The sequence below is a fragment of the Polaribacter sp. R77954 genome, assembly GCF_044595335.1.
Classification (GTDB): domain Bacteria; phylum Bacteroidota; class Bacteroidia; order Flavobacteriales; family Flavobacteriaceae; genus Polaribacter.
On record NZ_CP138992.1, the window covers coordinates 2846178 to 2870870 of the forward strand.

Here is a 24693-nt window from a genome sequence, read left to right on the forward strand (position 1 = left end):
ACACAAATTAACGATTAATTTTTGAATATAAAATCATAAAATTTATTCGGTATATGCCATGGTTAAGATACTTATTTTGCAATTTTCTGACTTTAAAAATTCTTTAGCACAAGCCTCTAGTGTAGCACCAGTTGTTATGACATCATCAATAAGTAGAATGTGTTGATTGTTAAATTTACTAGGATCTTTTAATAAAAACTTGGTATCATTATTACTAAAACGCTCAAAACGTGCCTTAAATGTTTGTGTTTTAGTTGATGAAATACGAATCAGTTCGTTTTCTATAAACTTAGTTTTTAAAAAGTAACTCAATCTTTTACCAAATTCTGTAACTTGATTATAGCCTCTTTCTTTTAATTTTTTTGGGTGTAATGGTACAGGAATTATAACATCTACACTATCTAATTCTTTGTTTTCTTGTAAAAGTTGTCCTAACCAATTCCCAAAAAAAAGCCCAATTTCTTGATTACCTTGGTATTTTAAATCGTGAATCATTTGCTGGGTAGTACCTTTTTTTCGATAAAATAACAAGGCATACCCTTTTTCTACAAGTACCCTTCCAAAAAAAGTTTGTGTTACTTTATTATTTGTATAATCTTGAAAATTAGTGAGTGGTAAGTCGTGCCTGCAAATTGTACAGATTACGGTTTCGTTTTCTACCAAGTGTTCCTCACAAACTACACATAATTTTGGATAAAAAAGGTAGAATAAATCTTTTAAAAGTTTCATCTTTACACAACATTTTTTAGAAATATATAAAAATTAAGAGAAACTGTTTGGTTAGTAGAATAAAATTTTTTCAAGAAGCAATAAAAAACATTAAAACGTTAGGTACTCTTACCCCAAGTTCTCGTTTTTTATCAAAAAAAATGATACGCAAAATAAATTTTGCTAAAGCAGATGTTGTTGTAGAACTTGGCCCAGGAAATGGGGCAATTACAAAATATATTTTAGAAAGATTATCGCCAAATGCAATTTTAATTTGTTTTGAAATTAATGATAATTTTTATGATCAATTAGAGGCAATACAACACCCACAATTGGTTGTTGTAAAGGCATCTGCAGAAAAAATTAAAGAAGAGTTAATAAAATTGAATATAAGCAAAGCTAACTATATCATTTCTAGCTTGCCATTAACAATAATACCTGATGAGATATCAAATGAAATTCTTAAAAAAACTTATCAAGTTCTCGAACATCAGGGTACTTTTGTTCAATATCAATATAGTTTAACCTATTATAAAAAGTTAAAAAAAGTTTTTCAAGAGTCTATTTCGTTAGAGTTTCAGGTTCTAAATATTCCCCCAGCATTTATTTATCGATGTAAAAAAGTCGAGTAATTTTTTTGTTGAAAAATTTCTGTAAACGTGTATATTTGCCCTAATTATGGCAAAACAAGAAGATCAATTTAAAAAAGTTTTATCGCACGCAAAAGAGTATGGTTATGTATTTCAGTCTTCTGAAATTTATGATGGATTAAGTGCGGTGTACGACTATGCTCAAAATGGAGTAGAGCTAAAGAAAAATATTAGAGAGTATTGGTGGAAAGCAATGGTGCAAATGCACGAAAACATTGTGGGTATTGATGCTGCAATTTTAATGCACCCAACCACTTGGAAAGCTTCTGGGCACGTAGATGCTTTTAACGATCCTTTAATTGACAATAAAGATTCTAAGAAACGTTATAGAGCAGATGTTTTAGTAGAAGAATTTAGAGAGAAAATAAATCTAAAAATTCAAAAGGATATTGCTAAAGCTCAAAAACGTTTTGGTGATGCTTTTAATGAGGATGAGTTTAGAGCAACGAACCAAAATGTAGTTCGTCGTCAAAAACAAATTGATGAAATTTCTGCAGAATTAACACGCGTTCAAGAAGAAAGTGATTTAGTAGGTTTTAAACAATTGATTGTAGATTTAGGTATTGGATGCCCAGCTTCTGGCTCAAAAAATTGGACAGAAGTTAAGCAATTCAACTTAATGTTCGGAACAAAAATAGGAGCATCAGCAGAAAATTCTACGCAAGTTTATTTACGTCCAGAAACTGCTCAAGGTATTTTTGTAAACTTTTTAAACGTGCAAAAAACTGGGCGAATGAAAATTCCTTTCGGAATTGCACAAACTGGTAAAGCCTTTAGAAACGAAATTGTGGCAAGACAATTTATTTTTAGAATGCGAGAGTTTGAACAAATGGAAATGCAGTTTTTTGTAAAACCAGGCACACAAAAAGAATGGTACGAAAACTGGAAAGAAACCCGTTTAAAATGGCATTTATCTTTGGGTATGGGTAAAGAAAATTATCGTTTTCACGACCATGATAAATTAGCACATTATGCAGATGCAGCTGCAGATATTGAGTTTAATTTTCCTTTCGGATTTAAAGAACTAGAAGGAATTCACTCTAGAACTGATTTCGATTTAAAAGCACACGAAGCATATTCTGGTAAAAAATTACAATATTTTGATCATACAGAAAATAAAAGTTATGTGCCATATGTAGTAGAAACTTCTATTGGTTTAGACAGAATGTTTTTAGCGGTTTTCTCTAAATCTTTAGTGGATGAAGAACTAGAAAACGGTACAACAAGAACAGTTTTAAAGTTGCCAGCAGTTTTAGCACCATACAAAGCAGCCATTTTACCTTTAGTTAAAAAAGACGGTTTGCCAGAAGTTGCTAAAAAAATTATGGAAGATTTAAAATGGGATTTTAATGTTTTTTATGATGAAAAAGATGCAGTTGGTAAACGTTATAGAAGACAAGATGCTGCAGGTACTCCATTTTGTATTACAGTAGATCACGATTCGTTAGAAGACGATTCTGTTACTATTAGACATAGAGATACTATGGAGCAAAAAAGAGTTGCAATTACTGAACTAAGAAATATTATAAAAGCTGAGGTTGATGTGAAAACTTGGTTGCAGAAGATGTAGGTTATTCTATATCTTTTTTAATGATTTGTTTCCATAATTGGTATCCTTTGCCATTTAAATGCAGTCCATCTAACGAATATGCATCATTTAACTCATTGTTTTTAGATAAAAATGATGAGTAAAGGTCTATATAGTTTTTGTTGTATTTATTCGCAATTTTAATTAATCCAATATTGATGTTTTTAATATCAGTATTGCGAAGTGTTTTTCTTTTTGCAGGTAAAACACTTTGAATATAAATGATGGTTTCAGGTAAATTTGTATGTATTTTTTTGATTAAAATAGTATACTTTTCAAGTATTTGATTTACATTTTTGCCTTTACCTAAATCATTAATGCCAATCATTAAAAATATCTTTTTAGGTTTTCTCTCAATAACTTCATCAACTCTATACAAAAGACCATCAAGGGTATCACCACTAATTCCTCGGTTTATGATGTTATTTTTACCAAAAAGTTCACTCCAATTACAAAATTCAGTGATACTATCACCTAAAAAAATAATACTTCCTTCTACAATTGACATACTATTAAATACACTCATTTTAGTTTGGTAAAGATGAGAGTTTAAGGGTTCTTTTATCGTATTAAATATTTTGGTTTTTAAATAATTAAATCCATCTCTTTTAATAAAAAAAAAGTATCCAAATAATAGTAAAAAAATAACGTTTAAAAATAATGAGTAAGACAACAATTTTTTCATTTTTTTAAAACCTCCAACCAACATTAAATCCAATTCTTGGTACAATTACAGGCGATTCTGATCCAAATAAATTACGTCCTAAACCACCATAAAAATCAATTACTAAACCGCCTTTAGCAACATATTTTGTACCAACAGCAATACCTAAAGCACCATCTGTATATTTTTCATAAGTAATACCACTACCTCCTAAATTGGGTATTTCATTTTTACCAGAATTAATTCCGAAGAAACCTTCACCAAAAAAGTTCCAATTGTATTCAGAGGTAAAATAATGACGATAATATGGTGTGATCATCATATTTTCATTGTATCTAAAGTTAATATCTTGTTTTGCTAAATTAAAAAGTGCAGATACTCCAAAAGAAGATTCATTGTTAATGTAATTTTCATAAGAGAATTCTAGACCTCTTATAACTAGAGCATCAGCAATATCTAATTTGATTTCTTTTTGAGAAAATACAAATGAACTTGTAAGAAGTATAAAAAATAAGACTATTTTTTTCATAACGAATTTTAATTTAAGGTATGAAATTACTAAATTTATTTTTAGAATCTATACCCCACTGCAATAGCAATTCTTGGATAGGCACCATAATCTGAATCTCTATCTAAATTTCTACCAACACCTAAAAGTAATTCTGTACTAAAACCTTTTTTAGAAACAAATTTTCCACCAACAGAAACTCCAAGTGCAAAACCAGTTTCAAATCCGTTAGTTTGATAATTAAAAAAGTTACTGTAGTTATATTCTCTTGCCGAAAATAAAACTCCAAAACCTTCAACAAAAAAACCGCGTGCAAATTTACCAGAAAAATAACGTCGGTAAAAAGGAGTTATTGCGTAGCTTAAACCGCTTTCATTAGTATCAGTATTATAGGTTGCAGCTAATCCGTAAGAAGATTCTTCATCTATAAGTCTTTCATAAGAAACGTCTAGCCAAGGTCCAGCAACAAGAGTTAAAACATTAATTTTAATTTCAGTTTTTTTATCCACATCTTGTGGATATTCGGTTTTTTCCTTTTGTTGAGCTATCGAAAAAGAACTTAATAAAATTAAAATAATAAAAGTGATTTTTTTCATAATGGTTGATTAAAAATTAAGTTAGGGTTAAATCAAAAAGTATACCATTTTTTACGGTCTACTTTAGATACAATATTACCTTTAATAGACGAGTAAAACCCTAAAAGGTTGCGTTAATTTTTAAGGTGGTCTTGGATTTAAAAATCACTTAACATAAAAACACCTGAGGTAAGAATTTTTTTGTTTTCTAACGTTTCAAAATTAAGAACTTCGATATGTTTTTCGTTTTCTACACCAAGTTTTAACAAAGTTTTTTCTAAAACAAAATGGTCACTTTCTTCTTTAATTAAAGTTAATATAAAAGCATTTGTATCGCTTTTTAAAACCGCACTTTTTGCAATAGAAATCGCTTTTTTAGAAGATATAATAATGTCTGCTTCCACAAACATTCCTGTAATAAAACGCACGCGCTCATCTTTTAAATGTCCGTGCACTTTTATGGTTCTATCGTTGTTTATAGAGGTACCCACTAAATGAATTTCAGCTTCGTAGTTTTTGTTGGAGGATTCTGGGACTTTAAAAATGATGTCTTGATCTTTTTTAATGTGTAAAATATCCTTCTCAAAAACATTCAATTCTAAATGAATGTGGTCTGTATTTATAATTTCTAACAGTTCACTTGCAGATGAAACAAAAGAGCCATTACTTACATTTACTTCAGTAACATAGCCACTTATAGGGGCATATAAATTAATAGTTGATGTAATTTTGCCTTCCGCTACTTTTTGGGGGTTGATGTTTAACATTGTAAGTTTTTGATGCAAACCATTGTACAGTGCCAAACTACTTTTGTACGTACTTTCTGCTTTTAAATATTTTTTTTCTGATGTTATTTTTTCATCAAACAAGGTTTTTTGCCTCTTATATTCGTTTTTTAAATACGCTAACTGTGCTGAAATTTCAGAGAATTGTTGTTGAATTTCTACAATTTCAGTGCTAGTTAAGCTAGCTATAAATTGCCCTTTTTTTACTTTATCGCCTATCAATAAAGGAATTTCTTTAACATAACCTCCAATAAAAGTACTTATGCTTGCTCGGTTTTCTGGAGGAACATCAATAAAACCATTTGCTTTTACTACAGAATTAAAAGGTTGTGCTGTAAGTTGGCCAAACTGCATTTGCTGACTCTCAAATTGTTGTTTTGTTATTTTGATTTGATTAGAGTTTTGGTCAATTTCAGTAATTGTTTCAGTTGTTTTTTCTGTATTTCCGCAAGCTAAAAATAGCATGGCAACTAAAAATAGATATAGATTTTTCATGTTTAAAAAATTGTTAGCATAAGGTGATTAATTTCGATAACTGTTTGATTGTAATCGTTTAAATTGTTGAGGTAAGATAGCTCAATAGCTGTGGCAGTTTCTATACTTTGTATATATTGAAAAAAGTCGATTTCACCTTCTTTAAACGTTCTGTTGGCTGTTTTTATAATTTCATTTTTTAGCTGTTTACCTTCGTTTTCATAATAATTTATTGCACTTTCATTTTGCTTTAATATTGCCAAAAGTGAATTGTAATGCGCTTGTAATTTTGTCTGATAATCTTCTTGTTGCTCAGTAATCACTGCTTTTGCTATTTTTGATGCCTTAATTTTTGATGCATTTCCAGAAAACAAAAACGGAATTTTTAAACCGAATTGATAACCTCTTAAGCTCGTGTTCAATTGAGTATTGCTACCTTGAAAATATTCGAGACTAATGTCTGGCAACAAGTTTTGTTTTTCTTTTTTGTATAAGATATTTTGATACAACTTGGCATCATTAAAATACTGCATTCCTAAATTATCTTTGGTAGAGGTATTTTGTAATGGCAACTTTTTTAGAGGTTCATTAACAGTGGCTATTACATCAATTTGTACTACACTTTTTAGTTTTTCTTTTGATAAAATTACTTCTTGTATAGCCTGTTTATAAACAGTTTCTAATTGCTTTTGTTTGGATTTTGCAGTGATCATTTCTAAATAGTTGGTTTCACCCAATTCAAATTTACGTTTCGATTTTTTTGCAAAATCTTTATACAAACTATCTAAATATTTATAAGTTTCTGTTTTGTTTTTTGCATAACTTAGGTGATAATAATGGGCATATACTGCCTTTTGCACTTGCTGATTTTGAATATTAGCATTGGTTTTTTCTAAAGCAGATTTTACCTTATTTAGTTTTTTATCTGTAAAATATACGGTTGGAAATTTAAAATCTTGGGCAATGCCAAAAACTTTTAAGGGCAAATCGTTCAATGCTAAATTATTTTCATCATAACTATAATATATAGCAGTTTTATCAAAACTAAATGCGCTACCAATTAAAGCATTACTTTCATCAACTTTTAAATTTGCAGCTTTTAAACTTGCATTATTTTTAAACGCTAAAGCCAAAGTTTCATCAATAGTTAATTTAGATTGCGCATTGGTATGCAGTATAGAAAAGAATCCAATAAGGGTTAAAATTAAGGTTTTGTTCATTTTAATTTCTTTTTTTTCTTCAAACCAAGCATATAAAACAGGCAATACTACCAGCGTTAAAATGGTAGCCGTAATTAAACCACCAATAACTACTGTTGCCAAAGGTCGTTGTACTTCTGCGCCTGCATTCGTAGAAATTGCCATAGGTAAAAAGCCTAAAGCTGCTGCTGCTGCTGTTAATAAAACAGGTCTTAAACGTTCTGAAGTGCCACGTTTTATACGCTCATTAATGTTTATAATTCCTTCTTCTTTTAATTCTTTAAAATGTTCTATGAGTACAATTCCGTTAAGCACAGCAATTCCGAAAAGTGCAATAAAACCAACACCTGCAGAAATGCTAAAAGGCAAATCTCTTAACCATAAAAACAAAATGCCACCAACTGCAGATAAGGGTATTGCAGAATACACCATTACTGCATCTTTTATAGCGCCAAAAGCAAAATATAATAAAATGAAGATTAATACTAACGCAATAGGAACAGCAATGGTTAAACGCGCTTTAGCACTTTGTAAGTTTTCAAACTGACCTCCATATGTAATTGTATAGCCTACAGGTAGCTTTAGGTTTGTGTCAATTATTGTTTTGACATTGTCTACAACCGACTGCAAATCTCTATTTCTAACATTTACGCCAACAACAATTCTACGTTTGGTATCATCTCTAGAAATTTTTGCAGGCCCAGTTGTATACTTAATTTCGGCCAATTCACTTAACGGAATTTTGTTTCCATTAGGTACATCAACAAATAAATTTTGTAGACTTGATAAATTTTTACGATTTTTTTCATCCAAACGAATCACCAAATCAAAGCGTTTTTCACCTTCAAAAACGTTGCCTACAGTTCCGCCTGCAAACCCCATAGAAATTAATTGATTGATATCAGCAATATTTAAACCATAACGTGCAATTTTACTTCTGTTGTAAGTAACACTCATTTGTGGTAATCCTTCTACTTTTTCAATAGTAATATCTGAAGCTCCTGGTACATCTTTAATCAATTCTTTTACTTCATCAGCTTTATTTGCTAAAATCGATAAATTTTCACCAAAAATTTTAATGGCTACATCTGCCCTTACGCCTGTAATTAGCTCGTTAAAACGCATTTCTATAGGTTGCGTAAACTCGACTTCCATCCCAGGTATAATTGATAAAGCTTCTTTAAATTGATCTGCCAATTCGTCTTTGCTTTCTGCAGATACCCATTCGTTTTTTGGTTTTAGTTTGATGATTACATCACTTTCTTCCATAGACATGGGGTCTGTAGGTACTTCTGCAGCACCAATTCTACTCACAACTTGGTCTACTTCTGGGAATTTTTCTAGTAGGATTTGTTCAATTTGAGTGGTAATTTCTATGGTTTTTCCTAAAGAAGTTCCTGTTTTTAAAACAGGCTGAATTACAAAATCGCCTTCATCTAAAGTAGGTACAAATTCGCCACCCATGGTACTAAATAACCAAATGCTGGCCGTTAAAAGAAAGGCAGCAAAGCCAACCACTATTTTTTTATGAAATAATGCCCAGTGAATTATTGGTGCATAAAAAGAGTTTAACATTTTTATTAAACGAACAGCAATATTTTTTTGAGATTCCTTTTTAGGTTTTAAAAATAAGGAGGAAACTACAGGTACATAGGTTAAACAAAACAGCATAGCGCCTACTAAAGCAAAGCTAAAAGTCAATGCCATAGGTTTAAACATTTTGCCTTCTACACCATCTAAAGACAATATTGGAATAAAAACAATTAAAATGATAAGTTGCCCAAAAATGGCAGAATTCATCATTTTTGAAGCACTTTTTAAGGTAATTGCATCAATTTCTTCTTGTTTTACTACTGATGAAAGTGATGAGAGCTTGTCACTTTCTTTAATAATTCTAAAAGCAATAAACTCTACAATAATTACAGCACCGTCAATTATAATTCCGAAATCAATAGCGCCTAAACTCATTAAATTGGCATCAACCCCAAAAACATTCATCAAAGAAATGGCAAAAAGTAAAGACAACGGAATTACAGAAGCAACCACTAAACCAGAACGTAAATTGCCTAATAATAAGACTACTACAAAAATTACAATTAATGAACCCAAAATTAGGTTTTCAGCAACAGTAAAGGTTGTTTTTCCTATGAGTTCACTTCGTTCTAAAAATCCGTTGATATATACACCTTCTGGCAAAGCATTTTGAATGGCAGCCACTCGTTCTTTTACAGCATCAATAATTTCTTTAGAATTCCCGTTTTTTAGCATCATAATTTGTCCAAGAACTTTTTCTCCTTGTCCATTTCCTGTAATTGCGCCAAAACGCGTTGCACTACCAAACCCTATTTTGGCTACGTCTTTTACGTAAATCGGATTGCCTTCATTTTTTACCACAATATTGCCAATATCATCTAGGGTTTTTATCAAACCTTCACCTCTAATAAAAAACGTTTCGTTGGTTTTTTCGATATAACCACCACCAGCAACACTATTGTTTTTTTCTAATGCGTCATAAATTTCTGAGACAGAAATATGCATCGCATTTAATTTATTTGGATTGATGGCAACTTCATATTGTTTTAAAAATCCACCCCAAGTGTTTACTTCAACCACTCCTGGAATTCCAGATAATTGTCGTTTTACAATCCAATCTTGAATGGTTCTTAATTCGGTTGGCGAATATTGATTTTCGTAACCTGGTTTTACATCTAAAATGTACTGATAAATTTCGCCCAAACCTGTAGTGATTGGTCCCATTTCTGGAGTGCCAAAACCTTGTGGAATTTTCTCAGAGGCAGATTTAATTTTTTCGGCAATCAATTGTCTGGGTAGGTAGGTACCCATATCATCACTAAAAACAATGGTAACTACAGACAAACCAAATTTAGAAACCGATCTAATTTCTACTACACCTGGCAAATTTGCCATTTCTAATTCTACAGGATAGGTTATAAATTGTTCTACATCTTGTGTAGAAAGATTGCGAGATGTTGTAATGACTTGTACTTGATTATTGGTGATGTCTGGCACAGCACCAATAGGAATTTGGGTTAACGAATAGATACCAAAACCAACTACAGCAGCAGTACACAAAAAGATAATGAGCTTATTTTTTAAGCTGAATTTTATAATGTTTTCTAACATAATTCATAATAAAACAAAAATTAATAAACACCTATTTATAGTAAACAGGATTAAAATTGATTATGGAATTATGACAATTGAGGAGGTTGAAAAACAGAAGGTTTTTCAAATAAAGAATGCGATTCTTTATAGTAATAATTTTGTTGAATTTGAATTACAATATTCGGTTTTAAGGCAAATAATGAGGTGTTTAATGCAAAAACAGTTGGTAATTGATTGTAATTTTGGGCATTTTGTTTAAAAGGTAAATCTTTATGTTCTTTGTGTTTGGTTGCTTTAAATTCATTTGAACCATAATGTTCTGATAGAAACTCAAAAAAAGTATCCCCATATTTTTCTTGATGAAATTTGGCATGTTCTAACAACACTGTTAACTTTGAAAAAGAATCTAAATTAACATTTAGACTCTGCAGTAGAATCAAATGAGCCAACAATATGGATGTTAATTTTGCCATTACTGCAAAGTAAAGATTTTTTTTAACAAATAAGTGTTATAAATGTTACCAAGAGCAAACTTTAACAAATTAAAAATTAGCTCTTAATTGCACACTACCAGTATGTATTGCTCTCGAATTTTCACTTTTTCTACCTAAATAACTTACATTTAAATTTAAAAACGAATTTAACTTTCTATTGAAAATGCAATTCCATGTGTAATTTGTGCCTGCTTGTAAACCTTCTAACATTTGATAAGAAACTGGTGTATTTGTATCTCCTGTAAAATCATTTAAAAATACATTTACATTAGCAGATATTTGATTTTTTGTTTTTCCAATAAAAAAGTATTCAACTCCAAATTTTTGCTGCTTTAAAATTTCATAATCTTGCAATTGATTTTCTTTATTTTTATAGTGATAAAAAGTAGAAAATCGATGATTCTTATTGTACAAAAAACTAATTTTTGGTTGAATTTCAGAAGCATTAATTTCAAAATTTCTATTGATTAAGTTTTCGGTTTCTAAACTATTTTTAGAGGTTTTTCCCATAACATTAAACAACCAGAAATCTGCAAATTTGTGCGCATAATCTAATTGATGGATGTTAATGTTATTTTCTTGGTTACCAATAAAATACTGTTGTTTTATTTGCGAGTTTCCATAGGTAAACGTTATACTATGTTTTTGTAAATCTTTGTTGTAGTACAAACTATTTCTAACGTTTAAATTCAAACTGATTAAGGCATTATCATTAATGTTAAAAGGATTGAGTTGAAATGAATTTTCACTTCTCTCTTGTTCGTTATCTACAGATAAAAAACTTTGATTGTAAAAATGCGACAAGAATTTTTTAAAGCCTTTTTGCTGCGACCAAATTTTTGGGTTTATTGTGATGGATTGATTCCATTTTGCACGTTGCGTAGCAATAAAGGTTAAGTTGGGTTTGGGCAAACGTAAATAATTGGCTTGATCTTGAAAAAGTGCAATTTCGAATTCGTTAAAATCTTTGATACCATCTTCATTATAATCGATCCACGTATAAAAACCCAATCCAGGTTCCGTTTGCACATAAACAAAATCTTGGCGTGCCACATTTCCTGAAGAAGTCTCATAAACGGTATTAAGATTTATGAAATTATTGAATAGTTTTTGATTGAAAATTATGCGAGAATTCAACGCTTTTTCATCTGCAGTAAAATTATTTTGAGTGATTCTATAATTGGCAAATACACTTAAATTAGTGGTTGTATTTTGAATGAGTTTGCTATTGATGTAAATGGTTTTACGATTATTGATTTCCTGAAATTGGTTTGATTTAATACTGTCGTTATTTCTATAATTTATACCAAACTTAGCAAAGATTTTAGTAGAATCACCAATACCAAAATAGCCTTCATAATCCTTAAAACGATGACTGGTGTTGATAAATTGATCTGTAATTGCGTTTTTTCTAGAGTTTGTTTCAAAGTTGATTTGCGCTCCAAACCACGACTTTTTTAAATAATGTTCTGCTTTTATTTTGGCTCTAAAAAAGAAATTATCTTCAATGTTTGAGGTGTTGGCTAAATAGCTACCATCAATAAAAAAGGTAGTTTTATGAGTGTTTATTTTAGATTTTAGTTCGTGTTTTGTTCCGCGAAAACTATTATCATACCTTAAATTATTAAAACGATATAACACAAAATCTTCTTTATTATTGGTTAAGTTTACTTCAGATTGAAAGAAATTTTTTGTGGCATTATTGGTTAAAATATTCCAATCTCTATTAAACTCAACAGGTTCATAACCTTGTTCTGAAAAGAAGTTTTGTTGTGCATATTCATGACTTACTTTTGTAGATAATTTCCAGTCTTTATCTATATAAGTTTGTTGCCAATTTACTTTTGCAGCCAAAGCAACATTTTTATTATTATCAATAGTAGAAAATAAGTTTTGATCTCTATTGCTCATAGCAAGCTCTGCATCTAAAACTGTTTTTTTACCAGTATTTAATGCCGATTTTACAATAAATAATTGTGATTTTGTGGGCGCAATTAAGCGTATCACAGGACTATAATCACCTTGATTTTGCCCAACATAAGCAAAGATATTACCAATAGCTATGGTATCATCTAAAACATAATCACCTTGATTTGTACCAACATTTGTAAAGGTGACTGTGTATAATTGGTCATCTTTATTAGTAGAATACTCAAAATAATCTTCATTTACATTGTTGACTTTTTTATACAAAATTTTGTTTTCGTCAAAAGCATCTAAAAAGGCACTTTCAGAAAACATAGCATCTTGGTTGTTGCCTGCATTTACCAAAATTTCTTGCTGTTCTGTAGATAAACTTTGTTGTAAAGGTTGATTTTTTGCATCATTTTCGGAATAAAAATAACCAGCAATATTAAATTTTTCACCTTTATATTCGGCTTTATCATAAGTAATAAAACGTGTATAATTTCGTTCTGCGTACTGAAAATCTATCCAAATTCGCATATCATTTGTAATAGGGAAAGTGGTATTAAAGGTAATTTCACCCAAATTGTAATTGATGGTATAATCTTCGTTTTCTCCTCTTTTTATTTGATTGCCATTTACATAAACTTGTTCTGCACCCTCTATCATTAGAATTACAGCTTCGTTATTTGCTCCATAAATTTTGTAAGGCCCTTGGTTTCCTTCAATTGCTGTAAATGTATAGGTGTTAAATTTACCACGAACAACAGCACCAGAAGCAGCCACTTTTAAATTATCGTTTACATTAGCTTCTACTTCTAAACCAGAAACTTGTTTTGCAAACGGAAAGAAAATGGTTTCGTTGTTTTTAAGTGATAAATCTCCTGCTTTTACCCGCCAATTATCAGTATACATTTCTATAAAAATACGATCAAAATCGGTTAGGTTTTGAGAAATTCCATTATCTTGAATAGGAATATTGGTGTCAAAAATATTAGCTCTTAGGGTTACGTTTTTAGAAAGCTTACCAGAAATTTCTAGATCTAAAGAAGAGTTGGTTACTGCATTTTGATTGTTACCAGAAGTTAGTCCTCTAACTAAGAAACCATTGGTTTTTAACCCCTCAAAAAGTTGAATATCAGCGGCTTTTTTATTGGTGGTTAAGCTGTATAAGGTGCCACCTGTAGTGTTGTTTTGTAGAATGAGTTTATCATCAAAAGGACTATAAGTTTTGGTGATAAAATCTGGAAACCTAAAATACTCAACAGTAATTTTTTTATGTTTTTTTGAGTTGATAATCAATAAGGCTTTGCTAAAATCTACTTGATATTCAGCTGAAGCAATTTCAATATTTCGAATATCTAAAACTTTAAATTTTTGTGAATTAATAGCTACAGAATCAAGCTGAATAGTATCTTGTTGAACTTTAATGATCTTCTTTCTAAAATCTGTAGATATTGTTTGCGATTGGATTGAGAATCCAATACATAAAAGTAAAAAAAGAAGATATTTTCTAAGCATACAAAACAATATGTACTTAACGTAAAAATATGTTTTTTATGTATTAAGAGGGGCTAAATTAAAAAAGAGATTGTTGTTTTACAGGGTTTTCGTGCGCTAATAACCATTTTTTACGCCAAATACCACCTGCATAACCTGTTAATGAACCATCAGAACCAATAACTCTATGACAAGGAATAATAATCCAAAGTGGGTTTTTACCATTTGCAGTAGCAACTGCTCTTATTGCTTTTGTGTCTCCTAAAGTTTTACTTTGCTCTAAATAACTTTTTGTTTTTCCGTAAGGAATTTTCAGTAACGATTTCCATACTTTTATTTGAAATGGTGTACCTTTTGGGTTTACAGTTAACCCAAAACTAGCTCTTTTTCCTTTAAAATATTCTTCTAATTGTATTACGCAATCTTGCAAACAAAAAGGAACAGTTTGGTTTAATAATTCTGCAGCAACAACATCATCATCTAAAACAGACACAGATTGAATTCCGTTTTTATCACCCGTAATTTTTGCAATGCCTATAGGTGTTTTATAGTATGTGATTTGAGTCTCTTGCATTATACTCCAAAAATGTCTTTAGAGTTCTGAGTGGTAATTTTAGCGATTTCATCGAAAGAAATTCCATAAATATCAACTAATTTATCAATTACATTGGTGATATAAGAACTTTCGTTTCTTTTTCCTCTGTATGGAGTTGGCGCTAAATAAGGGGCATCAGTCTCTAAAACAATATGTGTTAAATCTATTTCTTTTAAAAATTTATCAATTTTACCATTTTTAAACGTAGCAACACCACCAATTCCTAATTTCATATTGTAAGAAATGGCTTTCTTTGCTTGTTCTAAAGTACCCGTAAAACAGTGGAAAATTCCAAATAAATCATCACCTTTCTCAGTTTCTAAAACTTCAAATATTTCATCGAAAGCTTCTCTACAATGAATTACAATAGGTAATTTTTTCTCCTTTGCCCATTGTATTTGCGTTTTAAATGCTTCTTGTTGTTGTGTTAAAAAAGACTTGTCCCAATACAAATCAATGCCAATTTCTCCAATAGCATAGAAGTTTTTTTTATCAATCCACTCTTTAACGTGAGCCAATTCATCTTTATAATTTTCTTTTACAGAAGTTGGATGCAACCCCATCATCAAAAAAATATCATTAGGAAATTCTTTTTCTAAAGACATCATACGTTCTGTGTAGGTTGAATCTATGGCAGGAATAAAAAAACGGGAAACACCAGCTTCTTTTGCACGTTGCATCATTTCTTGTCTGTCATCATCAAACTGACTTGAATATAAATGGGTATGGGTATCTGTAATCATTAGTTTTGTTGAGAAATTTCAACAAAACTAATGATTTAAACTTCTTTAATAAAACAGATAAAAACTAAAATATCATTTTTTTAGTTAGTTTACCCCCATTGATTTCTTCAATTTGAAGAATGTATACTCCTGAGGAGATTTTAGGTAGTTTTACGGTTTGATTGATTTGGTTAATTTTTAGGCTTCTGAGGATCTGTTTGCCAGTGATATCGTAGATAGTTAGGGCTCCGTTTTGAATGCCCTGTACTTTTATTGTAGACTGATCAACTTTGTAAGCTTGAAAAGATTTTACAAAGGCTGTCTCTACATTTAAAGCACCATTTTGTACATGAACATAAAATCTGCCTAAACCATTCGATTGTAAATTATGGTTAAATGTGTAGGAATCTTCAGGAGATAATTCTCTAAAGATATTTAGTAATCTGTCCTCTAAATATACCTTGTATCCATTGTCTATGCTAGATTCATGTAGTTTTAAGGTTAGTTCTTTTTCTTCGTTTAGCAAAATTCCAAGAGGAATGATTACAGTATCATCTTTTAATTCAGGTAAAAATTGCACTGCAAATTTGGTGTTTTCATAGTTTTCTAACAGTTGTGTATAGAGTGAAAAATTAGTTGCTACTCCAGAAAAAACGGCTGCATCATAGCTAATATCTAAATCATTACGCATGCCTTTTTTAAAAGCAATAGTAGATCTCGAAATTTTTTCACCATTTTTTAACTCTAATACCATTTTTTGAGTAGGGCTGCTTTTAAAAAATAGATTTTCTGCTCTATGTGTTTGCATACTTTTATCAATATCTATAGTTCCTCCACCAGCTTTCGATTTGATGAAAAATGCTTGTCCAGGAGCTAAGTATTTGGCTTCATCACCATTTCCTATGGTTTCATATGATGATAACGTAGGATTCCAAACATAAACATTTGCTGCAATAGGGTCTAATTGACCAACATTAGTGGTTAAAAAGTTTGTTGCATTGGCATTAGCATTGGCATATAAAAATGCTGCATATGGATTCCCAACTAAATTCCAGCCATTTCCGTTTACAGTAATAGGATAGTTTTCAAGAACACTAGCATTTAATATTCCTGTAAATTCTAGAGTTGTATTGGCAGAAGTATTTATAGCATAACCTTTTCCACTTGGAAAGTTTCCAGAACCAACAGCGTCAGCTTGATAATACTCCCATGTTTGATTGATATTATTATACCAACTTAGTCCTCTATTGTTTCCTTGACCATTGGTTAACGGTTCATTTGCTGCAAAATTATCGATATCAACATTTGAAATGGGGCTGGTGATAAGGTGCCAAGCATTTCCGTTTCCTGAAATATATCTATTGTATGTTGTGTTAGATGGATTTGGATTGGTTTGATTACCATTTACAATTAGACTTCCATTTGAATCAATAGCTGAGTTTACAGTGATTTGTGCTCTTTGGTCTATATTTCCTTGAACTGTTAAACTAGCATTGGTTTCTATAGTTAAATTTTCGAATGATGTTAAATTATTAATGGTGTGGTTTTGACCATTTGCAATATTTGGTGCGTTGGCAACATTTTCTAAAATTACATCATTTGTAGATTGAGGAACTGTATTTGAAAACCAGTTTAAAGGGTCGTTCCAATCATTACTTTCATTACCTGTCCAAACAATGTCTTCCGATAATACATTATTGATGTTGTTTGAAGCAAATACAGCCCCAGATGTTAAATACGTTACACCAGCAACTTCTCTATCATAGTAAGGAGCTCCCAACATAAAATAATTACCAGAAATAGAAGTAGCATAGTTTGCATTTTCACTATTAAATGTACCTGTTCCAATATGGCTATATGATTGTGCTTCAGAAGCTACAACAGTTTCTTTTAACTCGTAGCTATTATCTATAGCTCTTTTATATAAATATGATTTACCCACTTCAGAAACATTGGCACCATTATTTCTGACAGTTTCATAAGGATCTGAAATCAACAAGAAATCACTATCCATAGAGATTGCCTTTCCAAATTCATTACTATTGGCCATTCTTACAATTTGATTTTCAGACCAAGTATCATTTACATCACTTTTCTTATAAATATAGGTGTACCCATTATACCTTTTACCATCGTCAAAAACCTCGTTATTTGCACCAATAGCAATATAATTACCAGATATATCAATATCGGAATACATAGTGTAATTTCCTGTTTTTAACTTTTGTATTTCTGTCCAAGTATTTAAACCATTGTCTTTTTTAAAGATAAAAACAGAACCATAAGCTGCATTATTAAGGTTGTTTTCGTCAGTTCTATCATTACTATAAACAATTAAAAAGTTACCATCAATGGCAACAGTTGTTCCGAAATAATCACTCCTTCCTCTTATGCTTGGTACAATTTTTTGAACTTGAGACCACATATTATCTACTCCTTTTTTAAAGATATAAGCAGAGCCAGCTGCTGAAATAGTATTTAAACCATTTTGGTCTTGGTCTTCAAAAATAGCCCCAGCAATAAGAAAATCGTCACTAACATCTATTGAATGGCCAAAATAATCACCATGTGAAGCATCAGAAGCTCTAAGTCGTTGGTGTCCTATAAAATTATCTGCACCATTATTTTTATAGATGAATACAGATCCTGCAGGGATTTCAAATCGTTCTTCATTTAAACGATCGGTTGGAGAACTTATAAAAATGTAATCTCCTTGAATTTTTACTGAACTTCCAAAATATTCATCAATAGCTTGACCAACATATGCTGTTAATTTCTGTAGGTAATTCCAATTACCATTGGCATCTCTTTTGTATACGTGTGCACTACCTGTTATTTGGTTTTCGCCAGGAGAACCAATTACAGCATAATTACCATCTATAGATACAGTATATCCAAAGGCATTTCCAGTTGCCACATTAGGTTGTGTTAAAATCTGCTCTCCCCAATTCTGCGCAAAAAAGCCAGCAGAAAATAATAGTGCGTAAATAAGTAGTATTTTTTTCATAATCATTAATTTTTAATATTAAAATCCAGTTCCTGGGGCAGCAGGACTGGCAGCTTGCGCTTGTTTAGGTTGTAAAATTAGGTAAGTGCTTAGGGCTGTTAAAGCCATGTATTTACCATGTTTTTCGATTTTTTTAAGTGCTTCTTTTCTAGTGATTTTTTTATTTTCCATGTTTTAAGTTTTGGGTAAAGTTAATAGCATTGCACATTTTTAAAATCTGCCAATATATTTTTTGATGAATCTTTTGTATTTTTATTAACTTTGATTGTATATCTGGCAAATTGATTTTTATTTTTCAGATATATACTCATTGTTGTTGAATATGAAATAGACACTGCTATTATCGATTCTTAGATTAAATTTGTAACTTATTTATGTACTTTATAATAAAAAATTAGCATGATAACCGCCATTATAATTGATGATGAACAAGATGCCATAGAGAGTTTGACCTGGGAAATTAATATGTTTTGTAAAGATATTAAGATTGTAGATTCATTTACCAATCCTGAAGAAGCCATATCAGCCGTAAATTATTTAAAACCAGATTGTGTTTTTTTAGATATAGAAATGCCAAAAATTGATGGTTTTCAGCTATTATCTCATTTAAAGTATCGTGATTTTGATTTGGTAATAACCACAGCTTATGATAATTACGCTTTAAAAGCTTTTAAAGAAAATGCAATAGATTATCTACTAAAACCAATAGATAATGACGATTTGATACAGGTAGTAGAGAAAATAAAAAAGAATAAATTAAACAAACAACTTGGTTTTTCTGTAAAGGATTTATTGCCTACAATCGAAAAAAAAAACAAAAAAATAGCCATTCCTTTAAGTGGAAAGGTCGTTTTTTTAAATATTGAAGAGGTGGTGTATTGTAAATCAGATGGTAATTATACCACTCTTTTTCTTTTAGATGGTACCAGTTATTTGTATTCAAAAAAAATTAAAGACGTTTACGAATTGTTAAATACAGAGGATATCGTTAGAGTACACCAATCTTATTTAGTAAATATGAATTTTGTGAAAGAGTATGTGAAAAATGAAGGATATTATTTAATTCTCGAAAACACCAAAACCATACCAGTTTCTAAGCCTAATAGAATGGTTATTTTAGAAGCAATGCAAAATTTATAGAAAAAATGCTAGAAGCAATTAGTAAATATTTTGAAATAAATCCGTTAGGTATTTTTTCAGTTTTTATCATCGGATTTCTGATTGTTATTTTTTTACAAAATATTTTTTTTTATTCTAGCTACAAAGATAAGGCATACATGTGGTATGCTATTTACGTATTTTTAATATTGTTAGATCAAACAATTATTAATATATCTATTTTTAGTTTTGATGTTTTAGGTAAAAGTCTTTATTATATTCCTATTCATCCAGCATTAGAATGGTTATACAATAGTGCTTATTTGATATTTGTTATAGAATTTGGAGGGCTGTTTCTATTTGAAGAAAAAACGGCTAGAAAAATGAAGCAAATTGTTAAATATCTAGCATATATTTTGGTCTTATTGTTTGTGTTAGATTTTTTATTTCAAGGGTATTTTTTAGTACGCAGAGGTTTTTTATTTTTATTAGTACCAGCTTTAATCATTCTTAGTGTTATTATTTATTTTTATTTGTTTAAAATGAAAACACCTGTTAAATATTATATTATTATTGGCAGTTTGGCTTTTTCAATTTTTTCAATTTTAGGCCTAACCAATTCTATATTTTTTGGAAAAGAAAAATTTGAGTCTTGGTGGCTTTTTTATATAGGTGTATTTATAGAAAATATTTTTTTCTCATTAGGGTTGGTGGTAAAACAAGGTTTAATTTTAAAAGAACGCAACGAATCTCAAGAAAAATTAATTATTCAATATAAAGAAAATGAAAGATTAAAAAGCTCAATTAACGAGCGGTTAGAAAAAGAGGTTTCTTTAAAAACAGAAGAAAATATTTCTTTGATTAAAGAGGCAGAGAAAGAAAAAATTAAACAATTAGAGTTGGCTTTTGAGAAAGAAATTGCAGAGCTCAAAGTATCTTCACTTAAAAGTCAAATGAATCCTCATTTCATTTTCAATTCTTTAAATTCTATAAAGATAAATATCATTAAGAATAACAAAGAAAATGCGGTTTATTATTTAAATAAATTCTCAAAACTTATTCGTAAAATACTAACCATATCAAGAGAAAAAGAAGTGTCTTTACAAGATGAAATAGACACATTAGAACTTTATGTTAGTATAGAAAATTTAAGATTCAAAAACGAAATAGAATTTGTTACAAATATTGATAAAAGCATCAATTTAGAAACAATTAAAATTCCACCTTTAATTCTACAACCCTTTGTAGAAAATGCCATTTGGCATGGTTTATCACCAAAAGAAGGAGAGAAAAAATTGCAATTATCTATTACTAAAACAGATTCGAATTATATTCAAATTGCAATAGAAGACAATGGAATAGGAAGAAAAAAAGCGCAAGAATTCAAAGCGCAAAAAATGTTAAAAAGAGAATCTATTGGTTTAAAACTTACACAAGAAAGATTAGCGATCTTTTCTAATCATTTAAAACAAAAACATCAAATAATTTTCGAAGATTTAGTATCAGGAACTAGAGTTATTGTAAAATTATTTACCGATTAAAACACTTTTAAAATCTTAAATTACTTGCTTTAAAGAAAACGTATCTTTGCATAAAATTAAGAGAATGACTTTTAAAGATTTAGATTTATCAAATCAACTACAATATGCAATTGACGATTTGGGTTTTTCAACGCCAACACCTATTCAAGAACAAGCATTTTCTGTAGTAAGATCTGGCAAAGATGTAGTGGGAATTGCACAAACAGGTACAGGAAAAACCTTTGCCTATATGATGCCTATTTTACGCGATTTAAAATTCTCGAAACAATTGCATCCAAGAGTTTTGGTTTTAGTGCCTACTCGCGAATTGGTAATTCAAGTTGTAGATGAAATTGAAAAATTATCAAAATACATCAATACAAGAGTTTTAGGGGTTTATGGAGGTGCAAATATCAACACACAAAAACAAGCCATTTTGCAAGGGCAAGATATTATTGTGGCAACTCCTGGACGTTTGTACGACTTAGGTCTAAGTAACGCTTTAAAACTAAAATCTATCCAAAAATTGGTTATTGATGAGGTAGATGTAATGTTAGATTTAGGCTTTCGTTTTCAGTTGATGAATATTTTTGATATTCTACCAGAAAGAAGGCAAAACGTGCTGTTTTCTGCAACTATGACTGACGATGTAGATGCATTGATTTACGATTTTTTTAAAAATCCGCAGAAAATATCTATTGCAGTTAGTGGAACACCATTAGATAATATAGAGCAGGTTTCTTATAATATTCCTAACTTTTTTACGAAAGTAAATTTGTTAAATCATCTTTTAACGGATAAACAGACGTATCATAAAGCTTTAATCTTTGTTGCGTTTAAAAGAACTGCAGATTATTTATTCAAGCATTTAGAAGAAGTGTTTGGTAGCGAAACTTGTGTAATACATTCTAACAAAACACAGAATTATAGAATTAGATCTATCCGTCAATTTGATGAAGGTAATAACCGAATTTTAGTAGCTACAGATGTTATGGCTCGTGGTTTAGATTTTGATAATGTGAGTCACGTTATTAATTTTGATACGCCAGATTTTCCTGAAAACTATATGCATAGAATTGGTAGAACTGGTAGAGCAGAAAAAGCGGGTAAAACGATTCTTTTATCCACAGAAAAAGAGCAAAAAGCAAAAGAAGCAATAGAAACTTTAATGGATTATAAAATTCCACTTTTAGAAATTCCAAAAGAGGTAGAAATTTCGAAATTGTTGACGGAAGATGAACGACCAAGAGAAGATACAGAACAATCTAAAAATAGAACAGGGCAAGAATATGTGCCTGGACCAGCTTTTCATGAAAAGAGTGAAAAGAATAGTAAAGTAAATTTAGGAGGTTCGTATCGTAGAGAAATTGCTAAGAAATATAAGAAGCCTAAAACAAGAGGTGATAAAAATTACAATAAAAGAAACAAAAAGAAATAGGTGTAAAATTGTATTTAAAATGTCATTTTGAGCGAAATGTAATGAAGTCGAAAAATCTCAATTATTAAGATTTCTCCACAAGGTCGAAATGACAGATTAATTGAAATTTAAAGAAACTAAAAAACAATGCAGATTTTAACAAAACAAGAATTGCATAATTTGGCAATGAATATAGTAGGAGAGAAGCTCACCAAAATGGGCTATGAATTTCAGGCAATAAATAGTCAGTTAAAAAGACATCCGCAGTTTGTATTGTTTAAAAAAGGAGAACCTACCATTTTTGTGTTGGTAAAAGCAACGAATAATCTTCAAAACCCAAATGACTATGATGTTATTTGGATGGAAACTTTTATCAGTCATGCAAAAAAACAGAATGCCAAAGTTTGGTTTGCAGGTGTAGGTATTGCTAATGCCGAAAGTGTAGAAAGTCCTGTTTTTAAAGATCAACCTTATTACGTGGCTTTTGATGATTTTGTTAAGGTTTTGGAGTAGGTTTTAGTTTAATTGTAATTACGCAACACTTTTAACAGTCTTTTTTTTTCGCATTCGTTTAGGACCGTACCAAAGCCAAAATCCTGTAATAGTAAAGCTTATTAGCGCAAGCCCCATTACAGAGGTGTAAATTAGTTTTATTTGTCCATCTGTGGTTTCAAAATACTTGTCTAGTATAGAGCCATCATGAATGTTTTCTATAAAATCAGAACGTCTTTGCCCAATATGTAATAATTGGCCTGTTGCACCATCAAGTTGAATACTCCAATAATGGTCTTCAAAAATAAATTTTACCATACCTTTATTTTTTCTGATATCAATTCGATCTATTTTTGATGAGAGTTTAGGTGATATGGAATCGTGTAGAATTTTACAAGCATTTTTATGTAAATGATGTATTGGTAACCAGTCTTTAAGGTTGGTTGATGTTCCTTGATAAGATTTTGATAAAATAATGCCATTACTATGCTTTTTCCAACCCAATAGAAGTCCGGTTATAGATATAAAAAAGAAAAACACGAATAGTAAAGCGCCTGTTTTTCTATGAATTTTTCTAAAAATCCGAAGTAATTTTGCCTGTTTTTGTCTTTTATTTTTAATGGCCATTAACTTTCTTGCAATTTTAAATCAACAATAATTAAACAGTAATAATATGGTTTATGCTTGTTATTTAATGTAAATTAAATGTTAAAAAAATGAGTTGGGTTTCACTTTTAAATACAAAAAAACCAACTTGACAAAGTTGGTTTTTAATATCATTCTAAAAGAAAAACTTACTCAGCATCTTGCTCTAATAAATCAAAAAACTGATTTAATTTAGGCATAATAATAATTTTTGTTCTTCTGTTTTTTGCTTTATTTTCTTTAGTATCATTTTCTACTAAAGGAATGTACTGACTTCTACCAGCTGCAATTAAACGTTGTGGTTGTACACCATATTTGTATTGTAAAATACGTGTAATTGAAGTTGCACGTAAAGCAGATAAATCCCAATTGTCTTGAATAAGATTTCTTTTAATTGGTGTAGAATCTGTATGCCCTTCAATCATCACTTCCATTTCTGGTTGTCCTTTAATTACTTTTGCTATTTTTTCTAGCACTGTATACGCTTTGTCAGTTACGTTATAGCTACCGCTTTTAAATAATAGTTTATCTGAAATTGAGATAAATACCACTGTTTTTTCTACATTTATAGTAATATCTTCATCTTGTATACCATCTGTTAAATTCTTTGTTAAGTGGTATTTAATTGCCAAATTCAAAGAATCTTTTTGAGTCATGGCTCTTCTAATTCCATTAATATACTTGTCTTTTTCGCTTAATTGAGAAATTACATTATTGATTCCTTCTGATGAAGATTTAGACAAAACCGTTAAATTTTCAACCTGTTTTAAAGCATTTTTTTTATCTTCTTTTAAAGATGCCACTTGATTGGTAAGTGAAGAAACTTCAGTAGATTTTTTCTCTTTTTCAATCAACAGTTTTTGCAAATTCGTTTCAACTTTTACCAATTCATCTTTGGTTTTAGCATTACTTAACTCAAGTTCTGCATATTGTTTTTTAGATACGCAAGAGCTTATTAACATTACAGACAATACTACTAGTGCTGTTATTTTTTTCATAATTTAAATATTAAATTTAGGTT

General features: G+C 30.1%; 20 protein-coding genes. 6 read left to right on the forward strand and 14 right to left on the reverse strand.

Translation table 11 applies throughout. From position 1 onward, the window contains the following. Positions 1–42: 42 nt before the first annotated feature. Positions 43–729, reverse strand: a complete 687-nt coding sequence (locus SJY27_RS12375; protein ID WP_397445159.1) for a ComF family protein — start codon at positions 727–729, stop codon at positions 43–45. A 47-nt stretch (positions 730–776) separates the two neighbouring features. On the opposite strand from SJY27_RS12375, the gene SJY27_RS12380 reads away from it, so the two are divergent. Next, a complete protein-coding gene (locus SJY27_RS12380) occupies positions 777–1340 on the forward strand; it encodes a class I SAM-dependent methyltransferase (protein WP_397445160.1) in 564 nt (187 codons plus the stop codon). A 46-nt stretch (positions 1341–1386) separates the two neighbouring features. Then, the gene (locus SJY27_RS12385; RefSeq protein WP_397445161.1) at positions 1387–2928 is read left to right on the forward strand and encodes a glycine--tRNA ligase; all 1542 of its coding nucleotides are present in this window, start codon (positions 1387–1389) and stop codon (positions 2926–2928) included. A 1-nt stretch (position 2929) separates the two neighbouring features. On the opposite strand, the gene SJY27_RS12390 is transcribed toward SJY27_RS12385, so the two are convergent. The 11 genes from SJY27_RS12390 to SJY27_RS12440 form a co-directional block, all read right to left on the reverse strand. Next, positions 2930–3472 carry a GDSL-type esterase/lipase family protein gene (locus SJY27_RS12390; RefSeq protein WP_397445162.1) on the reverse strand — a complete coding sequence of 181 codons (543 nt, stop codon included), beginning with the start codon at positions 3470–3472 and terminating at the stop codon, positions 2930–2932. Positions 3473–3635: 163 nt separating this feature from the next. After that, the gene (locus SJY27_RS12395) at positions 3636–4139 is read right to left on the reverse strand and encodes a DUF3575 domain-containing protein (RefSeq protein ID WP_397445163.1); all 504 of its coding nucleotides are present in this window, start codon (positions 4137–4139) and stop codon (positions 3636–3638) included. A 41-nt stretch (positions 4140–4180) separates the two neighbouring features. Next, positions 4181–4714 (reverse strand): DUF3575 domain-containing protein, encoded by a 534-nt coding sequence (locus tag SJY27_RS12400; RefSeq protein ID WP_397445164.1) that lies wholly within the window; start codon positions 4712–4714, stop codon positions 4181–4183. A gap of 137 nt (positions 4715–4851) precedes the next feature. Beyond that, complete coding sequence (locus tag SJY27_RS12405) at positions 4852–5973, reverse strand: efflux RND transporter periplasmic adaptor subunit (RefSeq protein ID WP_397445165.1); 1122 nt, start codon at positions 5971–5973, stop codon at positions 4852–4854. Between the two features lie 2 nt (positions 5974–5975). Next, positions 5976–10295, reverse strand: coding sequence for a CusA/CzcA family heavy metal efflux RND transporter (locus SJY27_RS12410; protein ID WP_397445166.1), 4320 nt, complete (start codon positions 10293–10295; stop codon positions 5976–5978). Positions 10296–10363: 68 nt separating this feature from the next. After that, positions 10364–10750, reverse strand: a complete 387-nt coding sequence (locus SJY27_RS12415; RefSeq protein WP_397445167.1) for a hypothetical protein — start codon at positions 10748–10750, stop codon at positions 10364–10366. A 69-nt stretch (positions 10751–10819) separates the two neighbouring features. Next, positions 10820–14197: a hypothetical protein gene (locus tag SJY27_RS12420; RefSeq protein WP_397445168.1), complete on the reverse strand. Its 3378-nt coding sequence runs from the start codon at positions 14195–14197 to the stop codon at positions 10820–10822. A gap of 58 nt (positions 14198–14255) precedes the next feature. Then, positions 14256–14750, reverse strand: coding sequence for a methylated-DNA--[protein]-cysteine S-methyltransferase (locus SJY27_RS12425; RefSeq protein WP_397445169.1), 495 nt, complete (start codon positions 14748–14750; stop codon positions 14256–14258). Then, positions 14750–15514, reverse strand: a complete 765-nt coding sequence (locus SJY27_RS12430) for a TatD family hydrolase (RefSeq protein ID WP_397445170.1) — start codon at positions 15512–15514, stop codon at positions 14750–14752. The genes SJY27_RS12425 and SJY27_RS12430 overlap by 1 nt, the downstream gene beginning before the upstream one ends. A 64-nt stretch (positions 15515–15578) precedes the next feature. After that, positions 15579–18500: a T9SS type A sorting domain-containing protein gene (locus SJY27_RS12435; protein ID WP_397445172.1), complete on the reverse strand. Its 2922-nt coding sequence runs from the start codon at positions 18498–18500 to the stop codon at positions 15579–15581. An 18-nt stretch (positions 18501–18518) separates the two neighbouring features. Beyond that, complete coding sequence (locus SJY27_RS12440; protein WP_397445173.1) at positions 18519–18671, reverse strand: hypothetical protein; 153 nt, start codon at positions 18669–18671, stop codon at positions 18519–18521. Between the two features lie 228 nt (positions 18672–18899). On the opposite strand from SJY27_RS12440, the gene SJY27_RS12445 reads away from it, so the two are divergent. From SJY27_RS12445 to SJY27_RS12460, 4 genes are all read left to right on the forward strand, one after another. Then, entirely contained in the window at positions 18900–19640 is a 741-nt protein-coding gene (locus SJY27_RS12445; protein WP_397445174.1) for a LytR/AlgR family response regulator transcription factor, read from the forward strand. 5 nt (positions 19641–19645) lie between these two features. Continuing rightward, complete coding sequence (locus SJY27_RS12450) at positions 19646–21139, forward strand: histidine kinase (protein ID WP_397445175.1); 1494 nt, start codon at positions 19646–19648, stop codon at positions 21137–21139. Positions 21140–21203: 64 nt separating this feature from the next. Next, a complete protein-coding gene (locus SJY27_RS12455; RefSeq protein WP_397445176.1) occupies positions 21204–22556 on the forward strand; it encodes a DEAD/DEAH box helicase in 1353 nt (450 codons plus the stop codon). Positions 22557–22682: 126 nt separating this feature from the next. Next, positions 22683–23048: a Na(+)-translocating NADH-quinone reductase subunit F gene (locus SJY27_RS12460; RefSeq protein WP_397445177.1), complete on the forward strand. Its 366-nt coding sequence runs from the start codon at positions 22683–22685 to the stop codon at positions 23046–23048. Between the two features lie 18 nt (positions 23049–23066). Here the strand turns inward: SJY27_RS12460 and SJY27_RS12465 are convergent, their stop codons facing one another. After that, positions 23067–23654, reverse strand: coding sequence for a PepSY domain-containing protein (locus SJY27_RS12465; protein ID WP_397445178.1), 588 nt, complete (start codon positions 23652–23654; stop codon positions 23067–23069). A gap of 167 nt (positions 23655–23821) precedes the next feature. Beyond that, positions 23822–24670 carry a flagellar motor protein MotB gene (locus tag SJY27_RS12470; protein WP_397445179.1) on the reverse strand — a complete coding sequence of 283 codons (849 nt, stop codon included), beginning with the start codon at positions 24668–24670 and terminating at the stop codon, positions 23822–23824. Between the last annotated feature and the right edge of the window lie 23 nt (positions 24671–24693).

Excerpts from the sequence above, each read along its gene's own strand:
- SJY27_RS12470 (WP_397445179.1), bottom strand. The coding sequence starts at position 24,670 with ATGAAAAAAATAACAGCACTAGTAGTATTGTCTGTAATGTTAATAAGC.
- SJY27_RS12390 (WP_397445162.1), bottom strand. The coding sequence starts at position 3,472 with ATGAGTGTATTTAATAGTATGTCAATTGTAGAAGGAAGTATTATTTTT.
- SJY27_RS12405 (WP_397445165.1), bottom strand. The coding sequence starts at position 5,973 with ATGAAAAATCTATATCTATTTTTAGTTGCCATGCTATTTTTAGCTTGC.
- SJY27_RS12410 (WP_397445166.1), bottom strand. The coding sequence starts at position 10,295 with ATGTTAGAAAACATTATAAAATTCAGCTTAAAAAATAAGCTCATTATC.
- SJY27_RS12415 (WP_397445167.1), bottom strand. The coding sequence starts at position 10,750 with ATGGCAAAATTAACATCCATATTGTTGGCTCATTTGATTCTACTGCAG.
- SJY27_RS12440 (WP_397445173.1), bottom strand. The coding sequence starts at position 18,671 with ATGGAAAATAAAAAAATCACTAGAAAAGAAGCACTTAAAAAAATCGAA.
- SJY27_RS12450 (WP_397445175.1), top strand. The coding sequence starts at position 19,646 with ATGCTAGAAGCAATTAGTAAATATTTTGAAATAAATCCGTTAGGTATT.
- SJY27_RS12435 (WP_397445172.1), bottom strand. The coding sequence starts at position 18,500 with ATGAAAAAAATACTACTTATTTACGCACTATTATTTTCTGCTGGCTTT.
- SJY27_RS12400 (WP_397445164.1), bottom strand. The coding sequence starts at position 4,714 with ATGAAAAAAATCACTTTTATTATTTTAATTTTATTAAGTTCTTTTTCG.
- SJY27_RS12375 (WP_397445159.1), bottom strand. The coding sequence starts at position 729 with ATGAAACTTTTAAAAGATTTATTCTACCTTTTTTATCCAAAATTATGT.
- SJY27_RS12385 (WP_397445161.1), top strand. The coding sequence starts at position 1,387 with ATGGCAAAACAAGAAGATCAATTTAAAAAAGTTTTATCGCACGCAAAA.
- SJY27_RS12430 (WP_397445170.1), bottom strand. The coding sequence starts at position 15,514 with ATGATTACAGATACCCATACCCATTTATATTCAAGTCAGTTTGATGAT.
- SJY27_RS12445 (WP_397445174.1), top strand. The coding sequence starts at position 18,900 with ATGATAACCGCCATTATAATTGATGATGAACAAGATGCCATAGAGAGT.
- SJY27_RS12465 (WP_397445178.1), bottom strand. The coding sequence starts at position 23,654 with ATGGCCATTAAAAATAAAAGACAAAAACAGGCAAAATTACTTCGGATT.
- SJY27_RS12455 (WP_397445176.1), top strand. The coding sequence starts at position 21,204 with ATGACTTTTAAAGATTTAGATTTATCAAATCAACTACAATATGCAATT.
- SJY27_RS12460 (WP_397445177.1), top strand. The coding sequence starts at position 22,683 with ATGCAGATTTTAACAAAACAAGAATTGCATAATTTGGCAATGAATATA.
- SJY27_RS12425 (WP_397445169.1), bottom strand. The coding sequence starts at position 14,750 with ATGCAAGAGACTCAAATCACATACTATAAAACACCTATAGGCATTGCA.
- SJY27_RS12420 (WP_397445168.1), bottom strand. The coding sequence starts at position 14,197 with ATGCTTAGAAAATATCTTCTTTTTTTACTTTTATGTATTGGATTCTCA.
- SJY27_RS12395 (WP_397445163.1), bottom strand. The coding sequence starts at position 4,139 with ATGAAAAAAATAGTCTTATTTTTTATACTTCTTACAAGTTCATTTGTA.